The organism is Mycobacterium sp. NPDC003449 (assembly GCF_053588415.1).
Genome location: NZ_JBSFPX010000145.1, coordinates 1 through 19,920, shown reverse-complemented (window position 1 = coordinate 19,920; position 19,920 = coordinate 1). Strand labels below are relative to the sequence as shown.

The window sequence follows — 19,920 nt, the reverse complement described above, 5'->3', positions numbered from 1 at the left end:
ACCGGGTTGCGGCGCCCGACGATGAGCGGGTCGACCGGGGTGAACGGGAAGTCGGGCAGATCCTCGATGTGGGTGCCGAACGCCGCGGCCAACACCTCGCGGGAGTATGCGCTGACCGAATTGCGATATCCGATATCGGCCGGGTACGGCTGGTCGAAGAAGATCAGGAAATGCAGATCCGGCGAGTCCACGACTTCGATATGGTGCGGGTAGGCCCGCGGAATGAAGTACACGTCACCCTTCTGCAGCCGCCAGGTGTCCAGGGTGCCGTCCGGGTCCATCACCGTCATCCGGGCCGAACCGCTTTGCACATAGCCCATTTCGGCGGTGACCGGATGCCAGTGCGGCTCCCGCATGCCGTCCTCAGTGACCCGCAGCGAATACATCGACAGATCTTTGAGCGCCGGCCAGAACTGCACCCGCGCGGTACGTGCGGATCCGACCGCCGACGTCACCGGCGGCGTCATCGCCTCCACCGTGAACTTGTGCGGGTCGGGGTATCCGGCGGTGTCGGCGATCACCGGGGCACCCGCCCGCCCGGCCAGCTTGCGGTCGGCGGTGTCGCGGCGCACCGTGGCGAACGCCGAGGCGTCGAGGTCGTAGGTGTTGCCCAGCACGGCATCGGTCATGGCGCCGAGGGCCGCGGCCAACCCGAAGTCCTCGGGCCGCTCACTGCCGAAGGTGACGATGAATTCGGCGGGCTCGGTCCCGATGTTCTCGATGTGGTGCAGTGAACCGGAATCGGCGTGGAACATCTCCCCCGCCGAAACCGTGAAGGTGGCGAACTTGTTTCCGGTGTCGAGCACCGACACCAGCGCGGTCCCGGACACGCAGTAGGTCAATTCGTTGGCGTTGGCATGCCAATGCGGTGTGCGCATCGCGCCCGGGTTGAGGAGCAGGCGCTTGATCGACATCCGGCGCAGGATCGGGAAGTTGTCGGCGCTGAGACGACGGATCGACCCGAAGTCGTTCTCCTCGACGATCTCCCCGTCCAAGAGGGACACGGTGTGGGTGCTGCGGGTGAGCGAACCTGTCGTCATAGCGGCCTCCTTGGTGAGTGATGTCGTCTCACCAACCTTTGCCTGCGGACCACGCGCAGTCAGCAATGCTCGCCGCCATTCCCACCGCAGGATGGCCGGAGGCCACGACCCCTGCTGGCCCCCATTGACACCGGCCGATACCGCAAACGTGGGCCCTCAGCCCAGAGTGGGGCGAATCGGTTTGTCGTTCAGCCCGATACCGCGAGCATATGCTGGATGGCGGCGGGCGACAGCGCGATCTTCGGCAGGAATCCGACCGCACTGCTGGACGCGATCATATCGGCCAGATCCTGTTCGTCGTGCGTGGAGATGAGGATCACCGGGGTGCTCGACGGCGCCGCCCGATGCAACTGTTCGGCGATGTCGAAGCCGCTCTCGACGCCCAGGTCGATGTCGACCAGGGTTACATCGGGCCGGTGCGCCCGATAGGACCGCAGCGCCTCCACGCCGTCGGATGCGATGTCGACGGTCATGCCGGCCCGTTCGAGCATTGCGCTGGCAGCGGCACAGAACTGCGCGCTGTCGTCGACGATCAGACAACGCATAACTGCCCCTCCATGCCCATCCCCCCAGCTTGGCAGATCAGCAAACCGACGGCAGTACCGTTAGCCGGAAGATTCGCCCTTGGCGAACTACCATCTCCCGGTGACAGTATCCGCCGGAACCCGGGCCGCCCGCCGCCTGCGCGCACTGCCGGGACGGTTCCTGGCGCTCGTGGTGCGGCCGACGGCCCGGCCGCTGCGGTGGGGCGTGCTGGTCGCGGCGGCGTTCATCGTCGGCGAGACCCTGCTGGTGTTTCTGCTCAAGCAGGTGGCTCCCGAGAACGCGTTCGGCGCGATCTTTCTGCTCGGGGTACTGGTCATCTCGGCCGGGTGGAGCTTCCCCCTTGCGGTGGCCACCTCCGTCGTGAGTGCGGTCGTCTACATCTATTTCCACCTGGAGGGGGCCGACAGCCTGGCCCCCGCGGTGTTCGTCTTCCTGCCACTGGCCCTGCTCGCCAACGCGCTGGCCGGGCAGGCCCGGCTGCGGGCACAGGAAACCGAGCAGCGCCGCCGCGAGGCCGACCTGTCGGCCGAACTCGCCCGGCTGATGCTGGGGGCCGGCGACCTGCCGCACGCGCTCGACCGGGCCGGCCGCCGGATGGCCCGGGTTCTCGACGTCGCGGAGGTCACGCTCACCGTCGGGCCTGCCGAACCCGGCCCGCACCAGAGTGCGATCTCGCTGCGCGACGGCACCGAGTGGATCGGCACGCTGCTGCTGCCCGCCGAACTCCCCGACGCCACCCTGCGTCGATGGCGGCGGATGCTTCCCTCGTTGGAGGCCCTGCTCATCGCGGCCAAGGACCGGGAGAAGATCACCGCCGAGTTGGAGGCGAGCCGCCAGGAACTGGAGCGGTTCTTCGCGGTCGCCTCGGAGTTGCTCTACATCAGTGACCGCCACACCCTGACCCGGATCAATCCGGCTTTCACCAGGACACTGGGCTACTCGCGCAGCGAGTTGCTGTCCCGCCGGTTCATCGACCTGGTGCATCCCGACGACCGGGACCAGACCGTCGCGGCGCTCGGCGGCGAGCGCACCGACCGTCGCAGCGCCCAGTTCGAGAACCGGTGCGTGCGCAGCGACGGGGAGATCCGCTGGTTCCAGTGGAGCGTCACCTACGACAACGGGAGCTATTACGGTGCCGGGCGCGATGTGACCGATCGACGTCGCGAGCAGGACCGGCTGGCCGAGGCCCAGCTCCAGATCGAGGCCAGCCACAACGAGGTCAGCGCGCTGGCCGAGCAGCAGACCGCGCTGCGGCGGGTGGCCACCCTGGTGGCGCGCGGTGCCGCACCCGCCGACGTGTATCCGGCCGCGGTGGCCGAGCTGTCGGTCGGCCTCGGTGTCACGCATGTGACGCTGGCCCGGTACGAATCCGACGACAGTTGTGTGGTGGTCGCCGCACTCGACACCGAGTCCGACGAGCAGATGCGCGCCGGTGAGCGGCTCACGCTCGACGGAGACAGCATCTCGGCGCGGATCCGGCAGCGGAACCTTCCGGCCCGGATGGACACCTATGCGGGGGTCGCCGGCCCAATCGCGGCCCGGCTCAGGGCGTTGGGCCTGCGGTCCGGGGTCGGGGCACCGGTCATCGTGGACGGACGCACCTGGGGCGCGCTGCTGGTCGGCACGTCCGCACCCGAGCCGTTTTCACCCGAAACCGAAGCCCGCATCGGCGATTTCGCGGATCTGGTGGCGACCGCCGTGTTCAACGCCGAGTCGCGGGCCGAGATCACCGCGTCGCGGGCCCGCATCGTCGCCGCCGCCGATCAGGCCCGCCGCCGGTTCGAGCGCGATCTGCACGACGGCGCCCAGCAGCGGATCGTGTCCCTCGGGCTCGAGATGCGCGCCGTGCAGGCGACCATTCCATCCGACCAATCCGCGTTGTCGGATCAACTGGCCCACATCGTCGCCGGGCTCACCGGGCTGCACGGCGACCTGCAGGAACTGTCCCGCGGCATCCACCCGGCGATCCTGTCCAAGGGCGGGCTGGGGCCCGCGCTGAAGACGCTCGCGCGCCGGTCGGCGGTGCCGGTCGCCCTCGAGGTCGACGTCGACCGGCGGCTGCCCGAATCTGTCGAAGTGGCCGCGTATTACGTTGTCGCCGAGGCATTGACGAATGCGGCCAAACACGCCTCGGCATCCCAGGTGACGGTCCGGGCCACCGATGTGGAGGGTGGACTCGACGTCACGGTCGCCGATGACGGCGTCGGTGGGGCGCTCGCCGGAACGGGCTCGGGGCTGATCGGGCTCAAGGACCGCGTCGAGGCGCTCTCGGGGCGGTTGGAGATGTCCAGCCCGCCCGGTGCGGGCACGACCCTGGCGGTCAGGATTCCGTTGCAGCCCGAGTAGCCCGGTACTGCGTGACGACGGGTTCGAGTTCATCGGGGGTGGCTCCGTGCAGGATGACCGCGTCGGCGCCGTAGTGGAACTCCTGCCGGATCCGGTCCACACACTGCTGGGCGGATCCGGTGGCAGCGGGCTCAAGCCATTCGTCGGGGATCACCGTCGCGATGTGTTCGATCTGTTCGGCGCTGGCCTTGTGATCGATACCGCCGGGAATCGACATGACCACCGGATCCTCCCGAAACCGTTGCAGCACCGCGGGATCCCAGTCATTGGTACGTACCAGCAGGTCGCCGTAACCCTGTAGGTAGGTGGCCAGGCGGGCGACGGTCTTCTTCAGCCGCAGTTCCTCGGGCAGGTGGTCGCCGACCGTGGCGAAACACGACCACACCCGAACGTCGTCGGGGTCGCGGCCGGCCTGTTCGGCGGCGTCCTTGACGGTCTTGACCGCGCGTTGCAGCGTCTCGGGGGTGAAGTAGGTGTGCAGGATGACGTCGTCGAACTCCCGCCCGCCCAGGGCAAGGGTCTGTGGGCCGAAGGCCACGATCCCCAGCCGGATGTCCTCGTCGAAATCGGGGTCGAGGAACAGCACCTGGTACCTGCCGATCGGGCCGTCGTGGTTGACGATCACCTCGCCGTGCCACAGCCTGCGCATCACCTTGGCGAAATCCTCCATCTGCGCGGTGGTCACCGCGGGCACCCCGAACGCGTCGTACATCGCCGCCACCCCTCGGCCGATGCCGAGGGTGAACCGGCCGCGGGAGAGCCGATGCATGGTGGTGGCCCAGGAACCGGTGATCAACGGATGGCGGGTGTTGTGGTTGGTGGCGGCGGTGGCGATCCGCATCCGCTCGGTCACCGCGCAGGCCGCTCCGACCAGCGAGGACGCCTCCTTGACATTCCACCGTTCGGAGATGAACGCGGTGCCGAAGCCGAGCTCCTCACCGCGGCGGGCCTCGTCCATCAACGTGGCCGGACCCGCACCGCCTGCGCCCGCCAACAGGTAGTAGCCGAGTTCGTCGAGAGCCTGCTGTGCCATGCGATACCCCTTGTTCACCGACTCTGGAACTTCAACAGGGTCCGGGTCAGGTGCAAGCTGGTGATCTGCCATGTACCGCTCCGCTTTTCGTAGGTCTCGTGGTAGTGGCCCGCCCCGTGCAACTCGCTGCCGTCGGGGAAGAACAGCATGTCCTCCATGGCCCAGATGCCGGTCGCCGTGGCGTCGGAGGTCAGCGCGATCTCGGGGGTGTGACAGTGGTGCACCGTCGCCGCATGTTCGACGCCGCCCCACACCACGGGAAAGAATTCGTCGAAGCCGTTCAGCGGAGCAGCGGTCTGCGGGTCGGCGCCACCGGTCAACACGGCCATGTCCAGGGTCACCACGACGTCCTCGGCGAACAGCGCGCGCCACGAGTCGATGTCCTTGGTGTCCAGAAACCGGCAGTAGCGGGCCTTGAGCACTTTGATCGCTTCGATGTCGTCGGACATATGCGCCTCCCGCGTTGAACGTTGGCTGGTGTGCGAGGTTCCGGCGAAAAGTAGCACGCAAGTCGACTCTCGACGGGCTCGGATGCCACCATGTCCAGAAATCACTACTGTAATGTATTCCGTATCGATCCTGAGGGCAGGGAGGGCAGCGGGCATGAAAGTGCCGTTCACCTGGAAAGTCACCGGCTGGTTCATGATCGGCTGGTCGGCGGAATTCGCCGTGGGCGATGTGAAAGCGCTGAAGTACTTCGGCGAGGATCTCGCGGCCTATCGGGACGAGTCCGGACGGCTGCACGTCCTGGAGGCGCACTGCAAACACCTCGGCGCGCACATCGGCCACGGCGGCAAGGTGGTCGAGGACTGCATCGAATGCCCGTTCCACGGCTGGCGCTGGGCCCCCGACGGCTCCAACCGCTACATCCCCTACCAGCCCGACCGGCCCAACCGCGGTCTGCGGCTGCGCTCGTACCCGGTCCAGGAACAGTACGGCTGCATCTTCATCTGGTACCAGCCCGAGGGCAGGGAACCCCAGTGGGAGCTGCCCGATATCTTCCACAAGTTCCCGCAGTTCGAAACCGATCCGAACGCCTATTACCGGCCCTATCCGGAGTTCTCCAGCCGGGCCGACGCGATCCCGGTGCACCCACAGATCGTGGCCGAGAACGGGCCGGACAGTTCGCATTTCCGCTACGTGCACGGGGCCAGCGTCACCCCGGTATGCCTGCACTGGGAACACGTCGACGAGGAGTGGCGCTTCCTGACCGGCTGGCCCGACACCCGCAGCGACGATCCGGACGAGATGGCCCTGCGGATCCACAGCCATTTCTCCGGGCTCGGTTTCGCCATGAGCGCCTTCGAGGGATCGTCGAACCACCGGCTGATCTTCGCCTGCACCCCCGTCGACGACGAGGTGTCGGATATGTTCTATTCGATCTGGTGGCCCAAGCTGCCCGGCGAGACCTCCGACGTTCCACCCGAGCAGGTGCGCAGGCAGGTCGAGAAACAGTTCCTCAAGACGGTCTGGGAGGACTGCGACATCTGGCGCTACCAGAAGTACGTCGAGCATCCCGCGCTGTCCAAGATCGACGCGAAACCCTATATGGCCATGCGGAAATGGGCCAAGCAGTTCTACGAGGTGCCGCCCGTTGGCGCGCCGGTATGAAGCCGGACCTGACCGAACTTATCGCACCGGGGCATACCGCGATCGTCACCCAGGAATGCCAGGGGGCGGTGGTCGGCCCCGACGCCGGGCTGGCCGCGCTGGCCGACGAGGCGCGCCGGGTCGCGTTGCCCAATATCGCCCGGCTGCTGCCCGCCGCCCACGAGGCCTCGGCGCACATCGTGCATTGCCTGGTGCAGCGGCGCCCGGACGGGCTGGGCTCCAATCACAACGCGAAGATCTTCGCCGTCGGCCGCGGCGGGGTCGGCATCGACCCTGGCAGCGCCGGCGCCGCGCTGTTACCCGAATTCGGGCCGGAGCCATCCGATCTCGTGTTGTCGCGATGGCACGGGCTGGGACCGATGGGCGGGACCGACCTCGACCCGATCCTGCGCAACCTCGGGGTGTCCACGATCGTCGCGGTCGGCGTCTCGGTCAACATCGCGATCATCAACCTGGTGATGGATGCGGTCAACGCCGGGTACCGGGTGGTGCTGCCGCGCGACGCCGTGGCCGGCGTACCGGCCGACTATGCCGAGGCCGTCATCGACAACACCCTTTCCCTGCTGGCCACCGTCACCACCACCGACGACGTGCTGCAGGCCTGGCAGAGCTGACCGATTCGAGGAGACCACGTGTTGTTCACCGTTCCGGCTGTGGCCGAGGCCGTTGCCGCCGCGATCCCGGACCGCCCCCTGATCGTGCAGGGCGACCGGCGGTACAGCTACCGCGAGACCATCGAGCGGTCGAATCGATTGGCCGCCTATCTGCATTCGCGGGGTCTTGGTGTGCAGACCGAACGTGACTCGCTGGCCGGTCACCAGGTCGGACAGGATCTGCTGGGCATCTATGCCTACAACGGTCCCGAGTACGTCGAGTCGATGCTCGGTGCGTTCCGGGCCAGGGTTGCCCCGTTCAACGTCAACTACCGCTACGTCAAGAACGAGTTGCAGTATCTGCTAGCCGATTCCGGGGCGACCGCACTGGTGTACCACGCCGCCTTCGCCCCCCGGGTGGCCGAGATCCTGCCCGAACTCCCCCAGCTTCGGGTGCTTATCCAGATCCCCGACGACTCCGGTAACGATCTGCTGAACGGCGCCGTGGACTACCAGGACATCGTGGGCGCCGACGTACCCGCGCCCCCGGTCGAACCGGACGCCGACGATCTGTATGTGCTCTACACCGGCGGAACCACGGGAATGCCCAAGGGGGTGCTGTGGCGTCAGCACGACATCTTCATGACGGCCTTCGGCGGCCGCAACATGATGACGGGCGAGGCGGCCGAATCGATCGAGGCGATCTCGGCCAGGGCCATCGACAATCCCGGCACCAAGCTGATGATCCTGCCCCCGCTGATCCACGGCGCGGCCCAGTGGGCCGCGATGACCGCGATCACCACCGGCCAGACCCTGGTATTCCCCGGCGTGGTCGACCGTTTCGACGCCGACGACGTGGTGCGCACCATCGCCCGTGAACAGGTTCTGGTGGCCACCGTGGTGGGCGACGCCATGGCCCGGCCCCTGGTGGCCGCCATCGCCGGCGGTGTCGCGGACGTCTCGTCGCTCGCCGTCGTCGCCAACGGCGGAGCGCAGTTGACGCCGTACGTCAAACAGCAGCTCATCGATTCCAAACCCAACCTGATGGTGGTCGACGGGGTCGGTTCCTCGGAGACCGGGGCGCAGATGAGCCATATGTCCGCGCCTGGAAGCGTTTCCACCGGAACCTTCACCGCCGGGCCGGATACCTGTGTGGTCGCCGAGGATCTCACCGCGGTGCTCGCACCCGGCCACGACGGGCTGGGCTGGTTGGCGCAGCGCGGCTATGTGCCGCTGGGCTACAAGGGTGACGCCGCCAAGACCGCGGCCACCTTCCCGGTCGTGGACGGCGTGCGCTACGCGATACCCGGTGACCGCGCCCGCCATCTCGACGGTGGCTCGATCGAGCTGCTCGGCCGCGATTCGGTGACCATCAATTCCGGCGGCGAGAAGATCTTCGCCGAGGAGGTCGAGTCGGCGATCGCATCGCACCCGGCGGTCGGCGATGTGGTGGTGGCCGGCCGGCCCAGTGCACGCTGGGGTCAGGAGGTGGTCGCGATCGTGGCGCCGGCCGACGGCGTCACGGTGGACGCCGACGAACTGATCCGCCACGCCGAGGCGTCGATCGCCCGCTACAAGCTGCCCAAGGCGGTGGTGTTCCGTCCGCGGATCGAGCGCAGCCCGGCCGGAAAGGCCGACTACCGCTGGGCCCGCGAGCAGGCGATCAGCGAAACCTCTTGAGCCGGCTCGCGGTCCTGCTCCGGGCCCGGAGCAGGACCAGGTCGGCGCCCACCCGCATCGAGCGGGTGAACGGAAGCGCCGCCTGGCCGGTGACGCTGAACGGCAGGTCGGTGCCCACCACGGTGCGATGGTGGCTGAAGGTGTCGAACCCGGCCTTCCCGTGGTAGGCGCCCATACCGCTGCGTCCCACTCCCCCGAACGGTGCACCCGACGGAATCATCTGGGCGGCAAAATCGTTGCGGGCGACGCCACCGCTGCGGGTGCGGCCGACGAAGCGCCGGAAGTCCGCATCGTCCGGACCGAACCAGTACGCCACCAACGGTGACGGCCTGGCGTTGATGTAATCGATCGCGTCGGTGAGTGCCGAGTAGCCGCGCACCACGAGCACCGGCCCGAACACCTCTTCCTCGACGATCCGCATGCGGTCGTCGACGTCGCGCACGATGGTCGGCGCGATCTTGCGTGACGCCGGATCGGGCAGGATCTCGCCGGCCGGACTGACCGAATCGATGCGGGCGCCGAGCGCGCGGGCATCGGCGATGAGTCCGACGACGCGGTCGAAGTTGGCCTGGTTGACCGATGAGCAGTAGTCGGCGTTGCCGACGATGGTCGGAAACATCGTGCGCAGGGTCCGGCGTGCGGTCTCGACGAAGCGCTCGACCTCGTCGTCCCGGACGAAGACGTAGTCCGGGCAGACACACACCTGGCCACCGTTCACCATGCGCGCCTGGGCGATTCGCGTCGCCGCCCGGGCCACATCGGCCTCGGGCGACACCACCACCGGGTTCTTGCCGCCGAGTTCCAGCGTGACCGGCACCAGGTTGCCCGCGGCCGCCTGGGCGACCCGCTCGCCGATCGCGGGGGATCCGGTGAAGAACAGATGATCGAACGGCAGTCCGGCGAATTCGGCGGCCACGCCGGCCCCACCGGTGACGACCCGCAGTTCGGCGGGGTCGAAGTACCGGGGTGCGGTGGCGGCCATCAGCTCGGCGGTACGCGGGGTGACCTCCGACATCTTGATCATCACCCGGTTGCCCGCGGCGAATGCGGCGGCCGCGGGCAGCACGGTGAGCTGCACCGGAAAGTTCCACGGCCCGATGATGCCGACCACGCCGAGCGGGCACGGCACCACCTCGGCACGCAGTCTCGCGACCCGGGCGGCCCGGATGAGTTTGGTGGCCCGCATCCACCGCGGCAGGTTGGACCGGGTGTGTTCGATCACCGAGATCATGCCGAGAATCTCGGCGAAGAAGGCCGCCGACCGGGATCGGGATCCGTAGTCCGCGGCGGTTGCCGCGACGAAATCCTCGGCGTTGTCCAGGATCATCGCCATCAGCCGGTCGATCCGATTGCGGCGCAGGGCGGCGTCGGGTGGTCCGTCGGCCAGGAAGGCCGCCCGTTGGGCGGCCAGCATCGCGGCCGGATCCGGCACACCGACCGCTCCGACGACTTCAGTCACGCACCGAGCTCCTCACCCGTCCGAATGCCCCTACGGTAGGGCTAACGGTAACACCGGCGCGCAAGGGCCCGCTCGATTGTCGGAAGCTGTCGAGTTGTTTACAGTCATCCTTACCGTCGTAAATTCAGTTGGAGGGCCGGATGTCCGTTGAGCCACGCAAGATCGTCGTCGTCGGAGCCGGATCGGGAATCGGCGCGGCCACCGCGGCGCACTTCCACGACCGCGGCGATTTCGTGGCGGCCGTCGATGTCCGCACCGGTGAAACCCCGGCGACCCTGCACCTGACCTGCGACCTCCGCGATCCCGCGAGTGTCGACGAGGCGTTGCGGGAACTCGGCACGGGCTGGGATCTGCTGGCCCACGTCGCGGGCGTACCGGGGACCGCCCCCGCGGCCGACGTCCTCAAGGTCAACTATCTCGGCATGCGCACGATGACCGAAGGCATGCTGCCCCGGATGAATCGGGGCGGATCGGTCGTCGCGGTCGCGTCGACCGCCGCACTCGGCTGGCAACAGCGCACCGACATCCTCGACGGCCTGCTCGAGCTCACCGACGGCGCCGCCGTGGCGGCCTGGCAGGACGGCCAGGATCCGGACTTCCCGGTGTACACCACCTCCAAGCAAGCGGTCATCCTGTTCGCCAAACGGATATCCGGTGTGGCCTGGACCAGGTACGGCGTGCGGGTCAACACGGTGAGCCCCGGTCCGGTCGAGACACCGATCCTGTCCGACTTCGAACAGACCATGGGCAAGGACGTCCTCGATCTGGTGCGCACGACGGTGGGCAGACACGCCACGGTCGACGACGTGGTCCCGGTGATCGCCTTTCTGGCCGACCCTCGGTCACGGTGGGTCAACGGCCAGGACATCCAGGTGGATGCCGGCTTCATCACGGGGATGTCCAACGGTGCCCCGATAACCGTATGACCGTCACGTTCGCACTACTGTAACATTTACAGTAGTATTGTTCGGACTCGTCGACCGGCGCGGAAGGGTGATCGTGGAGAGCAAGGTGCGCGGCCCCGCCGGCGACGAATCCGTCGATGACACACCGAGCTTGCTCCGCGACCCGTACCCGACCTTCGCGCGGCACCGCGCCGAGCACGGCGTGTTCCGCGGCTCGGTGATGGACTGGTCCAAGACGCCGGAATCGCTGCTGCCGGAACACCAGTTCGCCGCGGTCTCGTTCGATGCGGTGAACACCGTGTTCCGGGACGGCAAATCGTTCAACTCCACGATCTACGACAGCACCATCGGCTTGTTCATCGGGCCCACGATCCTCGCGATGGAGGGCAAGCCGCATCGTGACCATCGCAACCTGGTGTCGGCCGCCTTCAAGACCCGATCACTGGCGCGCTGGGAGCCCGAGATCGTCAGGCCGATCTGCCAGGCCCTCGTCGCGGAGTTCATCGAGTCCGGAACCGCCGACCTGGTGCGCGATTACACGTTCGAGTTCCCCACCCGGGTGATCTCCACGCTGCTCGGGCTCCCCGAGGAGGATCTCCCGTGGTTCCGGCAACGCGCGGTCGAATTGATCAGCTACACCGTCAAGTACAAACGCGCCTTCGAAGCGTCCGAGGCGTTGAAGAACTACTTCCTGGACCAGATCGAGCAGCGCCGGTCCAAACCCACCGACGACATCATCGGCGATCTGGTGACCGCCGAGATCGACGGTGAGAAACTCAGCGACGAGGCCATCTACTCGTTCCTGCGGCTGCTGCTTCCCGCCGGATTGGAGACCACCTACCGATCCTCGGGAAACCTGTTGTACCTGTTGCTGACTCATCCCGATCAGTTCGGCGCCCTGCAGCGCGACCGGCAACTGATCGGGCCGGCCATCGAGGAGGGCCTGCGCTACGAAACGCCGCTGACCACGGTGCAGCGCTCGGCCAGCCGGGACACCGAAATCGACGGCGTCGCACTGCCCGAGGGCGCGGTGATCGACGTCTGCATCGGATCGGCGAACCGTGACGAGAACCGCTGGGACCACCCCGAGCAGTTCGACATCTTCCGAAAGCGGGTGCCCCACATCACGTTCGCCGCCGGCGAGCACACCTGCATGGGCCTGCACCTGGCCAGGATGGAAACCCGGGTGGCGATGGAGAGCCTGCTCGACCGGGTCACCGACATCGCCCTCGTCACCGATGACGACCCACACATCTTCGGCCAACCGTTCCGGTCCCCGACGGCCATCCCGGTCACCTTCGAGCCCGCCCCCATCTAGGCCGAGCAGACACCCCGGTACCCGGAACGCCGCCGTACCGGGTACCTCGGTGTCTGCTCGCGCAGGGAGGGTCACTGTCGGGGCAGCCGCCACCCGATCGTCTTGGTCTCGGTGTACTGCGCGAAACCTTCGATCCCGCACTGCCGGCCGACACCGCTGTTCTTGTACCCGCCGAACGGGGCATCGGCGCCGTAGTACATCCCGCCATTAACACCGACTGCGCCGGTCCTTATCCGCCGGGCGATGCCCATCGCCCGCTCCCAAGAGGCCGACAGCACCGCCCCCGCCAACCCGAACGCACTGTCGTTGGCCATCCGCACCGCGTCGTCGTCATCGTCGAACGGGATCATCACCAGCACCGGCCCGAACACCTCATCCTGCGCTATCGCCGACCGCGGGTCGGCGCCGACGATCACGGTGGGCGCCACGAAGTGCCCGTCGGCCAGGTGATCCGGCAGCTCGGGAACGCCTCCGCCCACCGCGATCCGGGCCCCGTCACGGCGGGCCCGGTCGATGGCGTCGAGCACCCGTTGCTTGGCCGCGGCACTGATCAACGGTCCGACCAGGGTGGTGGGCAGTGCGGGATCGCCGACCGGCACCGCACCGAACGCCATGGTCACATTGGCGACCGCATCGTCGAACAACGAGCGGTGCACCAGCATCCTGGTGTTGGCGGCACAGGCCTGGCCCGCGTGCACGCAGGCACCGATCGCGCCCGGGACGATGTGCGCGGGATTGGCGTCGTCGAGCACGATCATCGCCGACTTGCCGCCGAGTTCGAGGAACGTGCGCTTCATGGTTTCGGCGCCGGCCCGTGTCAGCTGACGGCCCACCGCGGTCGACCCGGTGAACGAGACCATGTCGACGCGCGGATCGGTACCCAGAAGCGCAGCAACCTCATTCGACGGGGTCGGCACCACGTTCACCACCCCGGCCGGAATGTCGGTGTGCTCGGCGATCAGCCGGCCCAGTCTGGTGGCGTTCCACGGGGTGTTGGGGTCGGGTTTGAGGATCACGGTGTTGCCCGCGGCCAACGCCGGCCCGAGCTTGTTGAGGATCACCTCGAGCGGGAAGTTGGACGGCGTGATGGCCGCGACCACGCCGACCGGTTCCTTGACGACCGTGCGGGCGTTGCGTTCACCGAACAGCCCGCCCCCGTCCAGGGTGCGCTCCCACTCGAACTCGTCGATCAGCCGGGCGGGGTATCGCAGTGCCTCGGCCAGCGGCCAGTCCAGTTGCGCGTTCTGCGTGGTCATCGCCGGACATCCGGCCTCGGCGATCACCTCCTCACGCAGGTCCTCTTTCTCGGCCTCGATCGCGTTCTGCAGCTGGAGCAGCGCGCGGTAGCGCAGGCCGCGGTTCGTCGACCATTCGGACTCGTCGAAGGCCAGGCGCGCCGCACCGATCGCGTCGTCCATATCGTCGGCACCGGCAGCGGCCACCGCCCCCAGCACCAGACCCGTTGCCGGGCTGACGTTGTCGAATTCGGCACCCGCGCGGGCGGCCACGAGCTCGCCACCGATAAGCATCCTGGTCTCGGCTCGCCGCGCGGCGCGCCTGCCGATGTCTACGCTGGGGGCAACCTCGGTCATGCGTACAACAGTAACATTTACAGTAACTAGATCAGCAGTGCTCCACCTGCACCGGCACCCCCGTCAGCCAGGACATCCCGGCCAGCGCCTCGATATCGGCCGGATCGCTCGACATCAGCTGGTTGACGTTGGAACCGCCGGCCCGATTGGCGATCCGCCAGCGCCCGCCACCCGTGTGACCCCAGCCGTGCGGTATCGCGACGGCGCCGCGCACGATGTCGTCGGTGAGCGACAACGCGATATGGATCTGGCCGTACGGTGAACGCACCCGCACCTGGTCGCCGACCGCCAACTGCCGGGCGGCGGCGTCGTCGGTATGCATGAGCGCCCGATGAACCCGCTCACCGCGCATCAGCAACGGCGAATTGTGCAACCAGGTGTTCTCCGAGCGCGGTTCGCGCATCCCGATCATCCGCAGCGGAAAGCCCTCGGGCGCGTCACGTCGCGACAGCGCCGCGATTTCGGCGGCGATGTCCTCGTGCTCGAGCCGGATCCGGCCGTGGCGGTACACCACCACCTCACCGAGCACACCGGTGCGGATATTCGGCGCCACCACCGCGCCGTGCGGATAGCGCTCGAGCAGGCGGCGGAACGTCAATCCACCACGACTCAGCCCGAATCGGTCACCGCCGTCGGCCATCCGGATCATCGAGTCGATCATCGGTCGCGGGCTCAGCCTCTTCCCGCGCCTGGCGGCCAGCCGCAGCGCGGCGAAAACCGGTGTGCGCACCCCCATCCTGCCGATCAGGTCGACGACGATATCCCATTCGGTGCGGGCCTGGCCGCGCGGCGCCACCACCGCGTCGGTGGCCTGCCGGAACGGTGTGGCCTGGAACATCTGAAACGTGACCGCGAAGTCGTCACGTTCGTACATCGTCGTCACCGGCAGCACGTAATCACAGTGTGCGGTGGTCTCGTTGACGTAGAGGTCCAGCCCGACCGAGAGGTCCAAGGACTCAAGTGCTTGTTCCATCTCCACGCCGTTGGGCACCGACAGCACCGGGTTTCCGGCACCGATGAACATCGCCCGGACCCGGCGCTGGCCGGGCGTGGTGATCTCCTTGGCCATGAACGCCGCGGGTTCGGCCCCAATCACCGAACGAAACCCGCCAACCCGGGTGCGCCTGGTGCGATAGCTCCGGCGCAGCGAGGCTCCCATCGCCATCGTCGCCCACCGTTGCCCGGGGATGCCGAGAGTGCTGAACACGCTGCCGCCCGGGGTGTCCAGGTTCCCCGCGACCAGATTGACCGCATCGAGCAGGTAGCTGGTCAATGTGCCGTTACGTCCGACGCAGGTACCGAGCCGGCCGTAGACGGCGGCGCGCGGGGTGGCGGCCAGGTCGCGGGCCAGCGCCCGGACGGTGCCCGGGTCGATGCCCGTATGGGCCCGGGTGCGTTCCGGGGTGAACGGCGCACACCGGGCCCGCAGCCAGTCCAGGCCGTCGGCCTGAGCCCGGGCCCGCGCACTGACCAACCCCTCGGCGAACAGCACCTGCAGGATCGACAGCAGCAGGTGGGCATCGGCGTCGGGGACGATCCCGAGCCAGTCGAACCGGGCGGCGGTCTCGGTCCGCCGCGGGTCGACCACCACGACCCGCCCACCCCGCTTCACGATGTCGTGCATGCGGTCCTTGATCCGCGGCGCGGTCAGGAGGCTACCGTGCGACACGACCGGATTCGCGCCGAACATGACCAGCAGATCGGTCCGCATCAAATCCGGTATCGGCACCGGGAACGGCGCACCGTAGAGGAACTGGTTGGCCAACAGGCGGCTGCTGGTGTCCTGCGTCGACGAGCTGAAGAAGTGGCTGCCGCGGCCGATGCCCTTGGCGAACGCCATCGCGGCGAACAGGTGCGAATAGCTGAAGGCAGCGGGGTTGCCCATGTACCAGGCCACCGCCCCGGCACCGTGCGCACGGTGAATCTCGGTGAGCCGGGCCGCGATGTCGTCGAGCGCATCGTCCCAGCTGACCGCTTCGAAACCATCGGGCGTGCGCTTGAGCGGCGTGGTCACCCGGTCCGGATCGTTGACCACCTCGGTGAACGCGATGCCCTTCTGACAGGCGAAACCGGCCGACAGCGGATGCTCCTTGTCGGGGCGCAGCTCGGTCAGACGGCCCTCCTGGACGGTGGCGATCATGCCGCACAGCGGCTCACAGATCCGGCAGAACGTCACCTTGGACTGCGCCTTGCTCTCGATCACCGGGATTAGTTTACTGTAAGAGTTACAGTTGCTATACCATTCCGGCTGAACACGGAGGACCGTACGCATGCAGAGGGCCGACCATGACTAACGACGTAGCGATCATCGGTGTGGGCCTGCATCCGTTCGGCCGGTTCGAGGGCAAGTCCGCGATGCAGATGGGTGTTGATGCGATCTCCGCCGCGGTCGCCGATGCCGGCGTGGCCTGGAAGGACATCGGTGCCGCGACCGGTGGCAGTTGGACCGTGGCCAATCCGGATGCGATCGTCGGCATGGTCGGATTGACCGGCATCCCGTTCACCAACGTGTTCAACGCGTGCGCCACCGCCGCCAGCGCCACCAAGGCCTGCGCCGACGGGATCCGGCTCGGCGACTATGACATCGGTATCGCGGTCGGCCTGGACAAGCACCCACGCGGCGCATTCACCGAGGACCCGGCGCTGGTCGGGATGCCGAGCTGGTACGCCGAGAACGGTCAGTACCTGACCACGCAGTTCTTCGGGATGAAGGCCAACCGTTATCTGCACGATCACCACATCTCCCAGCGCACCCTGGCCAAGGTGGCCAACAAGAACTTCCGCAACGGAGCGTTGAACCCGAATGCGTTCCGCCGCAAGCCGATATCCGAGGATGACATCCTGAACTCGACCATGCTCAACTATCCGCTGACGCAATACATGTTCTGTGCCCCCGACGAAGGCGCGGCCGCGGTGGTGATGTGTCGGGCCGATATCGCGCACAGATATTCCGACAAGCCGGTGTATGTGAAGGCCGTCGAGGTGCGCACCCGCCGCTACGGCGCCTACGAGGTCAACACCACCTGCTCCCCGGTCGAGGAGGATGTCGCACCGACCGTGTACGCCGCACGCGCCGCATTCGAGAAGTCCGGTGTCGCACCCGAAGACGTCGACGTCGTGCAACTGCAGGACACCGACGCCGGCGCCGAGATCATCCACATGGCCGAATGCGGATTCTGTACCGACGGCGATCAGGAGAAGCTGCTGGCCGACGGCTCCACCGAGATCGGCGGGCCGCTTCCGGTCAACACCGACGGTGGGCTGATCGCCAACGGCGAGCCGATCGGTGCGTCGGGTCTGCGACAGATCCATGAGCTGGTCCGGCAGTTGCGGGGCGAGGCGGGTGACCGTCAGGTGCCCGGTGACCCGAGGGTCGGTTTCGCTCAGCTCTACGGCGCGCCGGGGACCGCGGCCGCCACGGTCCTGACACGTTGATGGCCGAGCAGACACAAAACTGCACATTTTCCGGCCGAAATGGGCAGGTTTGCGTCTGCTCGCGGGAGGAAAGGAACCCACCTCATGACTGAACAGTTCCGCGACGCACCGATTTTCGACGCCGATCAGCACATGTACGAGACCGCCGACGCGCTGACCAGGTTTCTGCCCGAGCGCTACCGCCGCGCGGTGCAGTACGCCCAGTTCGGCCGCCAGACCCGCGTGGTGATCAACAACCGGGTCACCGACTTCATCCCGAATCCCACCTTCGAACGCGTCGCCGCACCCGGCGCGCACGAGAAGTTCTTCGCCGGTGAGAACACCGAGGGCCTGACCCTGCGGGAGATGCAGGGCAAGGCCATCGAGGCGCCCGCGGCCACCCGCAATCCGGACGACCGGGTCAAAGAACTCGACCGTCAAGGTGTTGTCGAAGCGCTGACCTATCCGACCCTGGGCAGCCTGGTCGAACATTCCAGCGCCGACGATCCACAGCTGACCGTGGCCATCGTGCACGCGCTCAACGAGTGGATTCTGGAGCACTGGACGTTCGACTTCGAGAGCCGGGTGTTCTCGACGCCGATCATCAACCTCTCCGAAGTCGATGCCGCACAGCGCGAACTGGCCTGGATCCTCGAGCACGGGGCCAGGGCCGCCCTGATCAAACCCGGACCGGTCAACGGGCTGCACGGCTGGCGCTCCCCCGCGCTGCCCGAATTCGATCCGTTCTGGCGTGACGTCGAGGCCGCCGGTCTGCCCATCGTGCTGCACGCCAGCTATCCGCCGCTGGACGAGTACGTCAACCGGTGGGAACCGCCGCACACCCAGAACTTCATGGCGCAGAGCGCGTTCCGGTGGATGGTGCTCGGTCACCGCGAGATCGCCGATATGCTGACCGCGCTCATCTGCCACGGCACCCTGACCCGCTTCCCGAAGCTGCGCATCGCCAGCGTGGAGAACGGCAGCAGCTGGATATTCCCGCTGTTTCACGAATTCGCCGACCTGTACAAGAAGATGCCGCAGAACTTCCCCGAACATCCCCACGACGTGTTCCGGCGAAACATCTGGGTCAGCCCGTTCTGGGAGGGCTGTGTGGCCGATGTGGTGGACACCGTCGGCTGGGACAAAGTGCTGTTCGGCTCGGACTACCCGCATCCGGAGGGGCTGGCCGAGCCGAACGGGTTCTGGAAGTACGCCGAGGGGATGGACGTGCGACGCACCTTCGACTTCATGGGCGACAATGCCCGGCGCTTCATGGGCCTAACGATCGCCAACCCCGATCCCGACGCGGCCAAGCCGCCGGCGCTCGCCGCCCGCTGAAGTTCTTGTCCTAGTGGTCATCCTCGCCGAGCTTGTCGAGTAGTGGCGTAAGCCTGAAGTCGACGAGCTTGCGCATCACGAGCGATGTGTTCGTCTGCTCGACACCGTCGATGTCCAGTATCCGGCCGGCCACCCGATACAGATCGTCCGCATCCCTGGTGACCACGTGAATGAGCAGATCGGTGACGCCGCCCAGACCGTGCACCTCGACGACCTCGGGCACCTGCGCCAGCGCCTCGGCAATGTCGGCGAGCTTGCGCTGGGTGACGCGGGTCAAGACGAACGCCGTCAACGGATACCCCAGAGCGACCGGATTGATCCGCCGCTCGAACGAGCGCAGCACGCCGAGCCGTTCGAACTTGTTGATCCGTGCCTGCACGGTGTTCCGCGACAGCCGAGTCTTGTCGGCCAACGCGATCACGGTGGCCCGGGGATCGTCGTTGAGAGCCTTGAGGATCCGGGCGTCCAGGGCGTCGACCCTGGTTTCCGTGGTCAATATGACAACCTCCCACCGCCTGTTCGAGGCGTCCTATGAGCAAAATGCTCATTCAATTGAGGTGAACTTGTCCAAAGTGTAGTGGGATGGTCGACTTGATGGCGAGTTCTGCACCCCTCGGAACTCCGACGGCCGCACAAACCCGGTCGGCAGCGCATCCGCTCTCACCCGAGCCCGCGTGCTGCGACGCGTCGTCGCCGCGCTCATGACCTGAGCGCGGCGACGACCGCGCTATCACTCTGGAACTCCCACGCAAGGATGCCGCCGATGGACCCCTCACAATCAGTCGATACCCGGAGTCGCGTCGCCGACGACACGTCGGCAGCCGCCACCCTCCGCGACATCGAAGACCGTGTTCTGTGGTTGTCGACATCGATCATCCACCACGCCAACCGAATTCGCCCCAACTCGACGGGCCTGAAGGTGGGCGGCCATCAGGCCTCGTGCGCCTCCATGACCTCGATCATGACGTCGCTGTGGTTCGAACAGCTGCAATCTCGGTGTTGGTCTCCTGGATGCCGGTGACCTGGGCGAGCGCCAGCACGCCGC

General features: G+C 67.2%; 16 protein-coding genes and 1 pseudogene. 9 read left to right on the top strand and 8 right to left on the bottom strand.

Annotation, left to right across the window (positions count from 1 at the left end):
- Together ACWDTP_RS28175 and ACWDTP_RS28170 are read right to left on the bottom strand one after the other, a co-directional pair.
- A partial coding sequence (locus tag ACWDTP_RS28175) for a cupin domain-containing protein (RefSeq protein ID WP_450025953.1) occupies positions 1-1,040 on the bottom strand: 1,040 nt, incomplete at its 3' end.
- 188 nt (positions 1,041-1,228) lie between these two features.
- Positions 1,229-1,585: a response regulator gene (locus ACWDTP_RS28170; RefSeq protein ID WP_450025952.1), complete on the bottom strand. Its 357-nt coding sequence runs from the start codon at positions 1,583-1,585 to the stop codon at positions 1,229-1,231.
- 193 nt (positions 1,586-1,778) lie between these two features.
- Here ACWDTP_RS28170 and ACWDTP_RS28165 point away from each other — a divergent pair, with 193 nt between their 5' ends.
- Complete coding sequence (locus tag ACWDTP_RS28165) at positions 1,779-3,932, top strand: sensor histidine kinase (protein WP_450025959.1); 2,154 nt, start codon at positions 1,779-1,781, stop codon at positions 3,930-3,932.
- Here the strand turns inward: ACWDTP_RS28165 and ACWDTP_RS28160 are convergent.
- Positions 3,907-4,965 (bottom strand): TIGR03857 family LLM class F420-dependent oxidoreductase, encoded by a 1,059-nt coding sequence (locus ACWDTP_RS28160; protein WP_450025950.1) that lies wholly within the window; start codon positions 4,963-4,965, stop codon positions 3,907-3,909. The two genes, ACWDTP_RS28165 and ACWDTP_RS28160, sit on opposite strands and share 26 nt — an antisense overlap.
- Positions 4,966-4,979: 14 nt before the next feature.
- Positions 4,980-5,414, bottom strand: coding sequence for a nuclear transport factor 2 family protein (locus ACWDTP_RS28155; RefSeq protein WP_450025948.1), 435 nt, complete (start codon positions 5,412-5,414; stop codon positions 4,980-4,982).
- Between the two features lie 154 nt (positions 5,415-5,568).
- Here ACWDTP_RS28155 and ACWDTP_RS28150 point away from each other — a divergent pair, with 154 nt between their 5' ends.
- Genes ACWDTP_RS28150 through ACWDTP_RS28140 form a run of 3 tightly spaced genes read left to right on the top strand, consistent with a single transcriptional unit; the run spans position 5,569 to position 8,849 of the window.
- Positions 5,569-6,576, top strand: coding sequence for an aromatic ring-hydroxylating oxygenase subunit alpha (locus ACWDTP_RS28150; RefSeq protein WP_450025946.1), 1,008 nt, complete (start codon positions 5,569-5,571; stop codon positions 6,574-6,576).
- Positions 6,573-7,190, top strand: coding sequence for a cysteine hydrolase (locus ACWDTP_RS28145; protein WP_450025944.1), 618 nt, complete (start codon positions 6,573-6,575; stop codon positions 7,188-7,190). The genes ACWDTP_RS28150 and ACWDTP_RS28145 overlap by 4 nt, the downstream gene beginning before the upstream one ends.
- 18 nt (positions 7,191-7,208) lie before the next feature.
- On the top strand, positions 7,209-8,849 hold the full coding sequence (locus ACWDTP_RS28140) for an acyl-CoA synthetase (protein WP_450025942.1): 1,641 nt from the start codon (positions 7,209-7,211) through the stop codon (positions 8,847-8,849).
- Here the strand turns inward: ACWDTP_RS28140 and ACWDTP_RS28135 are convergent.
- Positions 8,833-10,263 carry an aldehyde dehydrogenase family protein gene (locus ACWDTP_RS28135; RefSeq protein ID WP_450025957.1) on the bottom strand — a complete coding sequence of 477 codons (1,431 nt, stop codon included), beginning with the start codon at positions 10,261-10,263 and terminating at the stop codon, positions 8,833-8,835. The two genes, ACWDTP_RS28140 and ACWDTP_RS28135, sit on opposite strands and share 17 nt — an antisense overlap.
- A 185-nt stretch (positions 10,264-10,448) precedes the next feature.
- Here ACWDTP_RS28135 and ACWDTP_RS28130 point away from each other — a divergent pair, with 185 nt between their 5' ends.
- Positions 10,449-11,234, top strand: a complete 786-nt coding sequence (locus tag ACWDTP_RS28130; RefSeq protein ID WP_450025940.1) for an SDR family oxidoreductase — start codon at positions 10,449-10,451, stop codon at positions 11,232-11,234.
- Between the two features lie 73 nt (positions 11,235-11,307).
- Positions 11,308-12,531, top strand: a complete 1,224-nt coding sequence (locus ACWDTP_RS28125; RefSeq protein ID WP_450025938.1) for a cytochrome P450 — start codon at positions 11,308-11,310, stop codon at positions 12,529-12,531.
- Between the two features lie 71 nt (positions 12,532-12,602).
- Here the strand turns inward: ACWDTP_RS28125 and ACWDTP_RS28120 are convergent, their stop codons facing one another.
- The gene (locus tag ACWDTP_RS28120) at positions 12,603-14,123 is read right to left on the bottom strand and encodes an aldehyde dehydrogenase family protein (protein ID WP_450025936.1); all 1,521 of its coding nucleotides are present in this window, start codon (positions 14,121-14,123) and stop codon (positions 12,603-12,605) included.
- A 31-nt stretch (positions 14,124-14,154) separates the two neighbouring features.
- Positions 14,155-16,326 (bottom strand): molybdopterin-containing oxidoreductase family protein, encoded by a 2,172-nt coding sequence (locus tag ACWDTP_RS28115; protein ID WP_450025934.1) that lies wholly within the window; start codon positions 16,324-16,326, stop codon positions 14,155-14,157.
- Between the two features lie 83 nt (positions 16,327-16,409).
- Here ACWDTP_RS28115 and ACWDTP_RS28110 point away from each other — a divergent pair, with 83 nt between their 5' ends.
- Positions 16,410-17,558 (top strand): thiolase family protein, encoded by a 1,149-nt coding sequence (locus tag ACWDTP_RS28110; RefSeq protein ID WP_450025932.1) that lies wholly within the window; start codon positions 16,410-16,412, stop codon positions 17,556-17,558.
- 84 nt (positions 17,559-17,642) lie between these two features.
- Complete coding sequence (locus tag ACWDTP_RS28105) at positions 17,643-18,875, top strand: amidohydrolase family protein (protein ID WP_450025930.1); 1,233 nt, start codon at positions 17,643-17,645, stop codon at positions 18,873-18,875.
- Positions 18,876-18,885: 10 nt separating this feature from the next.
- On the opposite strand, the gene ACWDTP_RS28100 is transcribed toward ACWDTP_RS28105, so the two are convergent.
- Entirely contained in the window at positions 18,886-19,374 is a 489-nt protein-coding gene (locus ACWDTP_RS28100; RefSeq protein WP_450025955.1) for an Lrp/AsnC family transcriptional regulator, read from the bottom strand.
- 264 nt (positions 19,375-19,638) lie between these two features.
- Here ACWDTP_RS28100 and ACWDTP_RS28095 point away from each other — a divergent pair.
- Positions 19,639-19,866 (top strand): annotated as a pseudogene (locus ACWDTP_RS28095) (hypothetical protein); the annotation flags it as partial.
- Positions 19,867-19,920 lie beyond the last annotated feature (54 nt).